The organism is Alloiococcus sp. CFN-8 (assembly GCF_049943125.1).
Taxonomy (GTDB): Bacteria; Bacillota; Clostridia; order Clostridiales; family Clostridiaceae; genus JAEXZL01.
Window position 1 is genome coordinate 3,088,041 of record NZ_CP188040.1, and the last position, 12,394, is coordinate 3,100,434.

The 12,394-nt window shown below is 34.3% G+C and carries 14 protein-coding genes; 13 read left to right on the forward strand and 1 reads right to left on the reverse strand.

Features of this window, described 5'->3' with window-relative positions; translation table 11 throughout:
* Window positions 1–73: 73 nt before the first annotated feature.
* From ACPWSR_RS14435 to ACPWSR_RS14465, 7 genes are all read left to right on the forward strand, one after another.
* Window positions 74–1,021 carry a metal ABC transporter solute-binding protein, Zn/Mn family gene (locus ACPWSR_RS14435; RefSeq protein ID WP_426348930.1) on the forward strand — a complete coding sequence of 316 codons (948 nt, stop codon included), beginning with the start codon at window positions 74–76 and terminating at the stop codon, window positions 1,019–1,021.
* Between the two features lie 146 nt (window positions 1,022–1,167).
* Window positions 1,168–2,058, forward strand: coding sequence for an exonuclease domain-containing protein (locus ACPWSR_RS14440; protein ID WP_426348931.1), 891 nt, complete (start codon window positions 1,168–1,170; stop codon window positions 2,056–2,058).
* A gap of 157 nt (window positions 2,059–2,215) precedes the next feature.
* Window positions 2,216–2,656, forward strand: a complete 441-nt coding sequence (locus ACPWSR_RS14445; protein ID WP_426348932.1) for a MarR family transcriptional regulator — start codon at window positions 2,216–2,218, stop codon at window positions 2,654–2,656.
* Window positions 2,657–2,823: 167 nt separating this feature from the next.
* Entirely contained in the window at window positions 2,824–3,222 is a 399-nt protein-coding gene (locus ACPWSR_RS14450; protein WP_426348933.1) for a CBS domain-containing protein, read from the forward strand.
* Between the two features lie 66 nt (window positions 3,223–3,288).
* Entirely contained in the window at window positions 3,289–4,047 is a 759-nt protein-coding gene (yaaA, locus tag ACPWSR_RS14455; protein WP_426351392.1) for a peroxide stress protein YaaA, read from the forward strand.
* 147 nt (window positions 4,048–4,194) lie between these two features.
* A complete protein-coding gene (gene rpsA, locus ACPWSR_RS14460) occupies window positions 4,195–5,367 on the forward strand; it encodes a 30S ribosomal protein S1 (RefSeq protein ID WP_426348934.1) in 1,173 nt (390 codons plus the stop codon).
* 181 nt (window positions 5,368–5,548) lie between these two features.
* Complete coding sequence (locus ACPWSR_RS14465; RefSeq protein ID WP_426348935.1) at window positions 5,549–5,830, forward strand: hypothetical protein; 282 nt, start codon at window positions 5,549–5,551, stop codon at window positions 5,828–5,830.
* Between the two features lie 70 nt (window positions 5,831–5,900).
* Here the strand turns inward: ACPWSR_RS14465 and pyk are convergent, their stop codons facing one another.
* On the reverse strand, window positions 5,901–7,319 hold the full coding sequence (gene pyk, locus ACPWSR_RS14470; protein ID WP_426348936.1) for a pyruvate kinase: 1,419 nt from the start codon (window positions 7,317–7,319) through the stop codon (window positions 5,901–5,903).
* 222 nt (window positions 7,320–7,541) lie between these two features.
* On the opposite strand from pyk, the gene ACPWSR_RS14475 reads away from it, so the two are divergent.
* The 6 genes from ACPWSR_RS14475 to ACPWSR_RS14500 all read left to right on the forward strand — a co-directional run bounded on the left by ACPWSR_RS14475 (window position 7,542) and on the right by ACPWSR_RS14500 (window position 12,372).
* Window positions 7,542–8,993 carry an aminoacyl-histidine dipeptidase gene (locus ACPWSR_RS14475; protein ID WP_426348937.1) on the forward strand — a complete coding sequence of 484 codons (1,452 nt, stop codon included), beginning with the start codon at window positions 7,542–7,544 and terminating at the stop codon, window positions 8,991–8,993.
* A gap of 18 nt (window positions 8,994–9,011) precedes the next feature.
* The gene (locus tag ACPWSR_RS14480) at window positions 9,012–9,908 is read left to right on the forward strand and encodes an FUSC family protein (protein WP_426348938.1); all 897 of its coding nucleotides are present in this window, start codon (window positions 9,012–9,014) and stop codon (window positions 9,906–9,908) included.
* Window positions 9,909–10,042: 134 nt separating this feature from the next.
* Window positions 10,043–10,552, forward strand: a complete 510-nt coding sequence (locus ACPWSR_RS14485) for a GNAT family N-acetyltransferase (protein ID WP_426348939.1) — start codon at window positions 10,043–10,045, stop codon at window positions 10,550–10,552.
* Window positions 10,553–10,698: 146 nt separating this feature from the next.
* Window positions 10,699–11,391 (forward strand): hypothetical protein, encoded by a 693-nt coding sequence (locus ACPWSR_RS14490; protein WP_426348940.1) that lies wholly within the window; start codon window positions 10,699–10,701, stop codon window positions 11,389–11,391.
* A 142-nt stretch (window positions 11,392–11,533) separates the two neighbouring features.
* Window positions 11,534–11,797, forward strand: a complete 264-nt coding sequence (locus ACPWSR_RS14495; RefSeq protein ID WP_426348941.1) for a DUF4321 domain-containing protein — start codon at window positions 11,534–11,536, stop codon at window positions 11,795–11,797.
* Between the two features lie 11 nt (window positions 11,798–11,808).
* On the forward strand, window positions 11,809–12,372 hold the full coding sequence (locus ACPWSR_RS14500; RefSeq protein ID WP_426348942.1) for a nucleoside triphosphate pyrophosphatase: 564 nt from the start codon (window positions 11,809–11,811) through the stop codon (window positions 12,370–12,372).
* Window positions 12,373–12,394 lie beyond the last annotated feature (22 nt).

Sequence of the window (12,394 nt, forward strand, 5' to 3'; positions counted from 1 at the left end):
GATGTTGACATTACTGGTAAAAGTAGATAGAATTTATTTGATGCAAATGATTTGCAATTAATAGGAGGGTATTATGTCTAGAAAAATATTTACTATAATGACAGCAGCAATTATCTCAGCTTCTTTAGTTGCCTGTAATGGAAATAATAATAAAGAAAATAATATTGTGACAGAAGAAAGTACAAAAATAAATATAGTAGCTTCAATTAATCCATTAAGGGATTTTGCAGAAGCTATAGGTGGAGATAAGGTGGAAGTGAGTATCTTAGTTCCTGAAGGAGTAGAAGCTCACGATTATGAGCCTAAGGCAAGAGATATTGAAAAGCTTGCTGGTGCTGATATCTTTGTATATAATGGTGCTGGTATGGAGAGCTGGCTAGATCAGGTTCTTCAAACAGTAGCAAATAAAAAGGATTTAATTAAGATTGATAGCAGTGTTGGAGTTAATCTATTAAACACAGAGGGGGAGGAACACCATCATGAGGATGGTGAAGAGGAAGACCATAATCATGGAGAGTTTGATCCTCATATCTGGCTTAGTCTCATAGAGGCTAAGCAGCAGAGCCTCAATATAAAAGAAGCACTTATAGGAATTGACCAAGAAAATAAGGCTTATTATGAGGAAAATTATCAAGACTTCATTGGAAAGCTCGATGACCTTTACGGAGAGTATAAAGAGAAATTTGATACCATAAGCAATAAATATTTCATAACCGGTCATGAGGCCTTTGGATATTTATGTAGAGATTTTAATCTCATTCAGAAGGCCATAACAGGATTAAGAGCAGAGGGAGAACCTACACCGCAAGCTCTTAAGGAGCTTGTTCATCTTGCTGAGGAAAATAATATTAAGGTTGTGTTTACAGAAGAGCAGGCAGCTCCTGAGGTTTCTAAAACCATTGCTAGAGAGGTAGGAGCAAAGGTTGAAGCCTTATACTCTATTGAAGTTAGAGAAGAAGGGATGACCTATTTAGAGATGATGGAGTTAAATCTTGAAAGAATATATAATGCATTAAAATAAGTTCATTAAATGCAGCCCTTAGGGCTGTATTTTTTATAGTATTTTAAGACTTTATTGGTTGTATACCACTCCATAAAAAGTTAAAATAATAGTATAGTATTTAAATTAAGTTAGGTTGTGCAATAGATATAGGAGGCTTCCAATTCATGGGGTTTGTGATTTTTGATTTAGAATTTAATAATTTAAGAGGGATAGAGAAATTTTATCCTGAGCTAGAGGGGAAGCTTGATGAAAACAGGCTGGAAAACGAAATAATAGAAATAGGAGCCGTAAAATATGATGTTTATATGAAGGAGCTTGCTTCCTTCAAATGCTATATTAAGCCTTCTATACTACCAATATTAAATCCTAGAGTTCTAGAGATAACAGGAATTACTGAGGAGGAACTCTTAAAAGGACTTAGCTTTTCTGAGGCAATGGTGGAGTTTAAGGGCTTCTGTGAGGGGGATCATGTTCTCTGCTCCTGGGCCAAGGATGATATAGCGGAATTAATTATTAATTCCAGTGTCCATGGATATGAGGATATAGGGTGGATTAATAAATATCTTGATATTCAAGAGTATATAACTAAGGTACTGGCTCACAAAAAATCTCTAAGCTTGAAAAATGCTTTAGATGAGCTTAGAATTAAGGTGAATGAAGAAATGCTTCATGATGCGCTTTATGATGCTAAATGTACAGCATTAGTCTTTAAAAGGTTATATAACAGCAGAGTGATAAAAAGCTATATTGTCAATGATGTTTATAATATGCCGGCAATAATGATTAGAGATTTTAAGGATATAGTTGTAGAAGAGAGTAAAACCGAGTTTTGTTGCCCAAGGTGTCATATAGCTGGAGAGAGAGAGGAACCCTTAAAGCTTTTCAGCTGGAGGTTTATGGCCTTAGGGATGTGTCCTAAATGTAAATCTAGATTACTTCAGGAGGTTGTGATTAAAAAAACCTTGGCGGGGGAAAAGGTATATACAAACAACACTAATATTATTAATGAAAGCGATTATTTGAATTATTCCTATAAATTTAAGAAAATAGGTTAAGAGAGGAGGATGACCAATGAAGAAGTCAACTGGTACAAAGCTTGCTATAACAGCAGCTGCCGTAGCCTTTTTAGTATCTGTACTTAAAAATGATAAGAAGAAAAAAGAGGAACAGGAATCATAGGGTGCTTAGCACCCTCTTTTAAGGGGGAATTAGATGCTTGACCAATCCTTTTCAAAGGTTTATACAAAGTTTAAATTACATTTTTATAGAAAGGTTTTTCAAAGATTTCAGGGAAGAGATGCAAGTCTTACTACAGTAGAGACCTTTTGTCTAGAGATAATACATGGACTAAAGAAGCCTACTATTAACGAATTTGCTTCCTTTGCACAAATTTCCCCTCAAAATGCCACCTATAAAGTCAATAATTTGATTCAGAAGGGCTATTTGAGAAAGATACAGTCACCAGAAGACAAGAGAGAGTACCATCTTCAGGTTACAGACAAATACTTTGAATATTATAATATCAGCTATAGCTATCTTTCTACGGTGATGGATAGGATAAAAAAGAGGTTTAGTGAGGCTGAGGTGGAAGAGCTAGAAAAGATTTTAAACATTGTTTCCGAGGAGCTCATGAATGAGGTTCCGATAGATTAGTTATCAGAAGGATAGGGGAATCCATAGGGCTTCCTCATCCTTTTTTATTCCCTTCAGCTTAGAATTTCTAAAAAGTATGTTAATAAAATATAAAAAGCTCTTTTTGGTAAGATAAAATATGTTAAGATATAATTGAAAAAAATATTATTAAAGATAGGACGATACTCATGAATATAGCATTTTTTTTAACTCCAAAGCTAGAGGTAATATATGAGAGTGTAGAAGGAAATATGAAGCAGGCGTTAGAAAGTATGGAGAAGCATGGCTATTCTGCAATACCTCTTATTGACAAAGCCGGAAGGTATGTAGGGACTCTCACCGAGGGGGATATGCTCTGGAAGCTTAAAAATACTCCTGGTCTTACCTTTGAGAAGGTTGAGGAAATTCCTATAAGGGAGATACCTAGAAAGACAAAGCATGAAAGCGTGTATATTAATGCTAATATAGAAAGCCTATTAACCTTAGCAGCCAGACAGAATTTTGTTCCTGTAGTAGATGATAATGGAACCTTTATAGGAATAATTAAAAGAAGCGATATTATAAATTATATCAACAAAACCATGTAAGAAGGAGCTCTCAAGGGATTTATACTTGAGGGCTTAATTTAAGGAGGAATATTTATACTAACTATTATATCACCAGCTAAAACATTAAATTTTGATAGTATATGTGGAAAGTATCAACTGGAAGAGCCGAGATTTTTGAAGGAAGCAGCAAGAATAGCCGAAGAGATGAAGAAGAGATCTCCTGAGGAATTAGAGTCCTTAATGAAAATATCTCCTAAGCTTGGGGAGATGAATTATAAGAGATTTAAGGAATGGTCAGTAAATAAAAGGATGGGCAAGCCTGCTCTCCTAGCCTTTCAGGGAGACGTATATAGAGCTATGAAGGCAGAGGATTTTACGGAGGAGCAGCTGGAATTCACTAATAATCACTTAAGAATTTTATCAGGACTCTATGGAGTTATAAAGCCAATGGATGATATACAACCCTATCGTTTGGAAATGGGTACTCCTCTATCCTTTAGAGGTAGTAAAAATCTTTATGATTATTGGAGTGGCAAGCTTACTAAATACTTTAAAGAGGAGCTTTCAAAAGAAGCTAATGGAGCATTGATTAACCTTGCCTCTATAGAATACTCAAAAGCTATAGACCTTCAGGAAATCAAAAAGAAATATCCAGTAATCAATATTAGCTTTAAGGAATATAAAAATGGAAAGCATCAGACCATAGGTATTTATTCTAAGAGGGCAAGAGGCTATATGAGTAAGTTTATCATGGAAAATGCCATAGATAACCCTGAAGATATAAAGGAATTCTCTTTAGAAGGCTACGGTTTTAACTCCCATATGTCTTCTGAAGAGGAATATGTATTTGTAGCTAATAGATAATTATTTAAAAGAAGGCACTTTAATTATAAGTGTCTTCTTTTGATTATGGATAGGCTATAATGTAGTATATTCAGAAAAATGTAATATAAAAATAAACAGAATATGTTATAATAACTAATAGAGCATTTGTATAAGGAGTGATTAATAGTGGTTAATGAAAATAATAATGATACAAATATGAATGAAATGATTGATCAGTATGAGTTCAATAAAATACATACTGGTGACATAATAAAGGGAAAGGTTATTAAGGTTACTGATTCAGAGGTATTTGTAAATATTAATTATTTCAGCGATGGAATAATACCAAAGGAAGAAATCACAAAGGATCAGGAGGCTTCACTAGCAGATATTTTAGCCGTTGATGAAGAAATCGATGTAATGGTTATTAAAAATAGTGATGGAGAGGGTAATGTCCTTCTTTCAAAGCTTAAGGCCGATGCCATTAAGGGATGGGATGAGCTTAAGGAATTCTTTGAGAGTAAAGAAACTGTTAAGTTAACTGTAAAGGAAGCAGTAAAAGGTGGAGCCATAGGATATTACAAGGGAATAAGAGTGTTTATTCCAGCATCACAGCTTTCTCTTAATTATGTTGAAGATATAAATACCTTTGTAGGTAAGGAGTTAGAAGTGGAAGTTATTGAATTTGATAGCGAAAAATCCAGAGTGGTTGCTTCTGCAAAGGCTATTGAAAAGAAGGCTCAAGAGGAGAAGAGAGAAGCTTTATGGAGCGCTATCAAAAAAGGAGAAAAGAAAGAAGGTACTGTATCTAAGCTAGTTAAATTCGGTGCTTTTGTAGATCTAGATGGTATCGAAGGTCTAGTTCATATTTCCGATTTATCCTGGAGCAGGATAAAGAATCCTTCAGAGGTAGTTTCTGTTGGTGATAAGGTTACAGTTTATGTTCAAAATGTTGATAGAGAGAAGAAAAGACTGTCCTTAGTTCTCAAGGATGTAAATCAAGATCCATGGAAAGAGCTTACTTCAAAATATAAATCAGGAAGTGTGGTACAGGGGAAGGTTACTAATTTCATAGCCATAGGAGCTTTTGTAGAATTAGTTCCTGGAGTAGAAGGTTTAGTTCATATCAGCGAAATTTCCGATGAGCATATCGCAAAGCCTTCTGATGTTTTAAAAATTGGAGACTCCGTAAAGGTTAAGGTTCTTGATATAGATGAAAAGAATAAAAAGGTTTCCTTAAGCATCAAAAATGCTTCTGAAAGCTCTAAGGAATTCTTAAAGTATAATGATGATAGCAATGATGTTACCTTAGGTGACTTATTTAAGGATAAGCTAAAAAACTTTAAGTTTGAGGATTAATAAAAATGGCCTGCTTTAAAAAGCAGGCTTTTTTATTGATATTAATTATCGATAATGTAATTAAATTGTAACACTTATTAATTTAATTGTAACACAAAGATGCTTTTCCTATACTATACTAATATTACACTATTGATAACTAAATAGTTAATTATGAATTATTAGAGGAGGAATTAGAGTCATGGAAAAAGCAACAGAAAGAGTTATACCCTATCCTAAAATAGCATTCAGTCTTATATCTGGGTTGCTGATTGGTAGCTTGGCACCATACCTAGCCTTTTCTATTACAGAATTTTTAGGCTTTGGAATGCTTATCACACTGGCTATAATAACCTCATCATATTACTTTATATTGAAATTAAAAGAAAGAGATAATTTAAAAGAAGGTCAGCTGCTCTTTGTAATTGGTATATTTTTCGGTATAATTATGCTGCTGCCTTATGTAGCAATTATAGGTATCTAAAAAATGATAAAAATGATAAAAAGAAAACTATCCTAAAAAAGCTAATAGCTCTTTCAGGATAGTTTTTTTATTAGATTTTTTCTAGTTTGAACATATTTGTTCCACCAACCATGGCAGTAGGCATACCAGCTGCTATGATAATGCTGTCTCCTTCTACTGCGATGTCGTTTTCTATGGCTATACTCTTAGCTAGAGGTATTACCTCTTCTACATTTGAAAAGTCCGGGGTAAGAACTGGGAAAATTCCAAAATGGAGATTCAAGGTTCTCAGTACTTTTTCACTAGGAGTTATGGCTATAATGGGACAGCTGGGCTTATATTTTGAAATCAGCTTGGCTGTGGAGCCACTTTGGGTTGCAGCAACGATAGCTTTTACTGTAAGCTTATTGGAGGTTTGTACTGTAGAATAGCTTATAGCATCAGCAAAGCTCATGAGATGGAGGTCCTTTAATCGATTAAGGAACACCTCATAATCTAAGTGATTTTCTGTTTCCTGAGCTATCCTTGCCATAGTGGAGGCTGCCTCTAGTGGATAATCACCACTGGCACTTTCTCCACTGAGCATAACTGCATCAGTGCCATCGAAAACAGCATTACAGATATCTGTGGCTTCGGCTCTTGTTGGTCTTGAGTTCTTAATCATAGAATCCAGCATCTGTGTCGCTGTGATAACAATTTTACCTGCTTGATTACACTTCTTTATTATACTCTTTTGAATTAGAGGAACTTTTTCTATGGGTATTTCTACTCCCATATCGCCTCTAGCTACCATTATACCGTCAGCAACAGAGAGAATCTCATCAATGTTATCAACACCCTCCTGAGTTTCTATTTTTGCTATGGTCTTTATATCTCTACCGCCATTGCTATCTAGTATAGCTCTAACCTCTTCCATGTCAGAGCCTTTTCTTATAAAGGATGCGGCTACATAATCAACCTCCTGTGCACAACCGAAGATAAGATCCTCTTTATCCTTTTCTGTTAATGGAGGAAGGCCTATTTTTACGTAGGGGACGTTTACACCTTTATGATTCTTAATAATTCCACCATTAACTACGGTACAATGGATAATCTTATTCTCTACAGAGTCAATGGTAAATTCTAATAGTCCATCATCAACTAGTATAGTTCCACCGGGAAAGACATCTTTATATAACTCAGTATAGGATATGGAGCAGCCTGTGTTATCTCCCAGAATCTCTTTATCACATCTAAAGCTAAATTTTTGTCCTTTTTGAAGAATAGCACTATCGTCCTTAAAATTATGTGTCCTTATTTTAGGACCCTTTATGTCTAAAAGTATTGCTGTGGGAGAGTTTAGTTCCTTTCTCAGTTTTTTTATAGTATTGATGGTTTTAAGGTGGCTTTCATAATTACCGTGAGAAAAATTAAGTCTTGCAGCACTCATTCCTAAAAGAATGAATTCTTTAAGAATTTCTTCAGAGAAGCTGGACGGTCCTATGGTAAAGATCATTTTTGTTTTCTGCATTATCATCACCTCTGTTTATAATTTTTACTGTTTTGATAGATTTATCCTAGAAGTATTATACTTAGTTTATACTATTAAATTTGTAAAATAAAGAAAATTAAAGAAAATATACAATAATTTCAAAAGGTGTTTTTGTATTATTTTGCAATAAGTTATTTTGTAAGGTAAAATTAAAATGATATACCTATTATGATTTTTAATAATATTATTTAGGAGGAAATTATGCATATTAAAGACATCGAACCAAAGAAGGTTTTTGATTTTTTTCAAGAGATATCTAATATTCCTAGAGGATCTGGCAATGAGAAAGCAATTAGCGATTATCTCGTAGCCTTTGCTAAGGAAAGAGGACTTGAAGTAATTCAGGACGAGGCTTTAAATATTATAATAAGAAAACCAGGAACTAAAGGCTATGAAGAGGCGCCAGGGGTAATTCTTCAGGGACATATGGATATGGTATGCGAAAAAAATAATGACACTATTCATGATTTCGAAAAAGACCCAATAAAGCTAAAAATAGAGGGAGATTATATATATGCAGAGGGAACAACCCTAGGAGCAGACAATGGGATTGCTGTAGCATATTCATTAGCTATCCTTGATGCTGAGGATATTCCACATCCACCTTTAGAAGTGCTTATAACTACAGAGGAAGAGACTGGATTGATTGGTGCTATGGCTGTTAAGCCAGAGCATATTAAGGGGAGAATCCTGATCAATCTTGATTCTGAGGAAGAGGGGAAATTCCTAGTAAGCTGTGCTGGAGGTGTTAGAAATAAGGTGATACTTCCTATAAGCTATGAAGCTCCATTTGATAATGGATGCTGCTATACTCTTAAGATTAGAGGCTTAAAGGGTGGTCACTCTGGCCTAGATATCATAAGGCAGAGAGCAAACTCCAATAAATTAGCTGGAAGGGTGCTAGCTGACATCATTGAAAGCTGCAGTATAAGGCTAATATCTCTGCAGGGTGGTTCTAAAACCAATGCTATTCCTAGAGAGATGGATGTAGTTTTTTATGGCAGCATGGAGGAAGAAAATCAGCTAAAGGATATTGTGGCTAGATGGCAGGATATTATAGCTAATGAGTATAGAGCAGTGGATGAAAATGCAGTGGTACTTTTAGAAAAAATGGATGTAAAAGCAGAACAGGTTTTTGACAGAGAAACCACTGAAAAAGCAGTACAGCTTTTATATCTTATCCCTAGTGGAATAAGGACTATGAGTCAGGATATACCTGGTCTAGTACAGAGCTCCACTAACTTAGGAGTAGTGATAACTTCAAAGGAACAGGTGGAGTTCCACAGTGCAATTAGAAGCTCTGTTGGAAGTCTTAAAGAGGAGATAGTTAAGGAAACTAAATATATTGCAAAAGCACTTGGAGTAGAAGCAGTATTCCAGGCAGGCTATCCAGAGTGGCAGTATAATAGTGAATCTAAAATAAGAAATATAAGCTGTGAGGTTTATGAAAGGCTCACTGGTGAAAAGCCAGAGATTGTAGCTATACATGCTGGTGTAGAATGTGGATTGTTTAGTGAGAAGTTTGATAACATGGATATGATTTCCTTCGGACCTAATCTTTATGATGTCCACACTCCTGAAGAACATATGAGCATAACCTCAGTACAGAATTTATGGGTTTTCTTGAAGGAACTATTAAAAGCAATCCAATAATAATAGGTGGTGTTATTATTGAAGCTTAATCTTAAAATTGGTCTCAGGATATACAAAACTGCCTTAGCGATTTTTTTATGTGTTGTAATTTCTAACTTTTTTGGGATTTCACCATTTTATCCCTGTATTGCAGCGGTGATTTCCATGGAAAGTACCGTGATTAACTCCTATAAGGCAGGGGTTAACAGAATGCAGGGAACTTTTATAGGAGCTATTATTGGACTGGTTTTCAGCAGTATAAGAAAAGGTAACCCATTTCTTATATCCTTAGGTACTATTATCATTATAGCTTTTTGTAATAGATTTAAGCTGAAGAAGTCTATAGTTATATCTAATACTGTTTTCATTGCGATTATGATTAACCTCACCAGTAAAAGTCCATTGGAATACAGCTTCTTCAGATTGCTAGATACCCTGTTAGGAATTGTTATATCGGTTTTGGTAAATTATTTGGTTTTTGCTCCAAAGCTCCATGAAAAAATATTAGAGGTAATGGATGAAATAAAAGCTAATATCCTTAATAAACTATCAGCTATAGCCCATGGTGGTGAGCTGGTTGATTTAGAGGATTTAAGCATCCTTATTTCAAAATATAACACCCTGGTAGCAGCCCTAGAGGAAGAACATGTTATATATAGAGGTGAGGACCTATATTTAGATAGCTTTGTCAACACCTCTAAAAGCCTTGAGGCTCTTTTTATCTATCTAGAAGCCCTGATGCTAATTAAAGAAAAGGGAACAGCTATTTCCTCAGATAATATTGCTCTGCTTTCCGGTGTTACGGGTATTAGTGGTGAAGAACTCATGGCTGTCCGTGATAAGGACAAGGGAACTGACACTGAGAAGGAGGAAAATATTATTTTTAATTATAACCTCAGAAAGGTGATAGAAATATACAATAAAATGATGAAGTAAAGGTGTTTAAAAAAGGAGTCTTCCTTTAGGTATTAATTGCCAAAGGAGAAGGCTCCTTTTAATTTTCCTTTATTTTACGAATAAAAAGGATTTTATAGAGTGATGTAGAATTATTTTCTATGAGGTGATTAAATATGTTAGATTTAGCACTAATAAAAGATGGAATAGCTATATCTAGTATAAATAAAGAAGATGCCTTTTCTATTTCACAGTGGATTGAGAGAGAGAAGAATTATCTTAATGAATCAAGCTCTATAAATTCTATAGAATTTGATGAGTTTATGAAGAGATTTATTGAATATTATATTACAGATAACGAAATCTTTTTAAAGCTTCAAAATGATGAAGAAATAATTGGAGTTTTAAAAGGAAGGGTAGAAGGAAATGAGCTTATATTCTGGTTTTTTATGGTTGGATATGAATATAGGGGAAGAGGTTTAGGGAAGGACATTATTAATATAATTATTGAGCATTTTTATAATACTAAGGGAATCAAGTGCTTTTCTGCAGCGGTGAGCTCAGGAAATAAGCAGGCGCTTAGATTTTGGAAGAGTAATGGTTTTGAGGCTGTTAGAATCACCAAGGATTTTTTTGAGGATATTAATGATGACAAGGATTTGATTATATTTAAAAAGCTGTTGTAATTTATATGTTGATGTATATGCCGACAAGAGAAATTATCATTGATAAAATATGATAATAGAATTGTCGGTATTTTTTTGGTATTTTATTGGATTCTGAATAATAACTATAAATATACGATTCATTTATTGGTAATTGGGGGGATAATATGAGATACACAAGATACAATTATAAAAAGAAGAATAATAATCTCTTAAAGCTATTAATTATCATAATGGTGTTTCTAGTAGTAGCTTTCGTTGCTAGCAAAGGTCTGGAGGGAGTATTAAAAAGGGAGCTCACTGGTAAAGAAAAAGAAGAAACACAGGAGGTAGATGGAAAAAAGAGCACAGAAAGTAATTCTGGTCTTACCTTTTGGATTATACAGGGAGGTTTCTATTCTAAAAAAGAAAATGCAGAGGCTGTGAATAACCAGCTTAGAAGTAAATATAATTCCTTTATAGTGGAGGATGGGGATAAGTTTAGGGTCATTATTGATATAATAAGGAAAGATCAGGGAGATATCTTTATCAAGTCTCTAACGGAGCAGGGAATAAGCTTTGTAAAAAGCGAGATAAATATAGATTATAAGGATTCAGCCTCAGAGCAGCTAGGAAATTCTATTGATGCTTTAATGCAGCATCATGAAAGATTGAAGGAAAATGACGTAGCATCTATAAATACCGCAGAGTTAAAAAAATGGAGCGGTGAGATAAAGCTTCCTGAAGGTGAAAATCCTCACAAAGAGGATCTTGCAGCTATTAATGTGTTTATTCAGGGACTCCCGGAGGATCTTACAAAGGCTTCCCAAGAGGATTTATCAAGGTTCATATATAATATGGTGGTAAAATATAAAATATAATTAACAGCCTGTATTCTGAAGCATTAGCTTTAGGTTACAGGCTGTTTACATAAAAGTAAAAAAATTTTTAAATGCCGTATAGACACTTGTTTACAGTATTATTAAGTGATACACTATATTAGATGTAGAGCAAAAGTGAGGGATGAATTTGAAAACTTCTAATAAAAGCTTTTCCTTATTATTTTTAATAATTATTGGTGCACTTCTTGGCAGCATTTTAGGAGAATTTTTAGGGAGCTATATTCCTTCATTAAAAATATTAAGTACAGTCTATACTATAGGTACAGAGACGCCGCTAGTTTTGGATTTGAGATTTATGTCCTTAACCTTTGGTGCTACTGTTAATTTGAATATAATGACTATAGTAGGTGCTATTGTGTCAATAATATTATATAAAAGGCATTAGGATGTGAACCTATGAAAATTGTTTTAGCATCTTCTTCTCCTAGGAGAAAAGAGCTAATGAATAAAATAACATCTGAGTTTGAAATAGTAGTTAGTAATTTTAATGAAGAAACAGTTGAATTTAATGGGAATCCTTGTGAATATGTAATAGAGCTATCTAAAAGAAAAGCAAAAGAGGTTCTAAAGGCCGCCCCTGCTGATAGTATAATCATTGGAGCAGACACCGTTGTTGCTCAGAATAATATGATATTAGGTAAACCAAAAAGTAGAGAGGAAGCCTATAATATGCTTCAATCCTTGAGCGATAGCTGGCATGAGGTCTTCACAGGAGTTACTGTCATAAGCAAGAATTCTTTAAAAGAGGAATCCCAGTGTACAGCTACAAGGGTTAAGTTTTCTCCCCTGACTGAAGAGGAGATATCAGCTTATCTTGATAGCGAAGACTACATGTCCTTTGCAGGAGCCTATGGAATTCAAGGCGCTGCAGGAATATTTGTTGAACAAATTATTGGCGACTATTATAATATCGTTGGCTTACCAATTAATAAACTAAACTGCATGCTAAAAACTTTTTAAAATAAGGGGATGGGTAATCTAT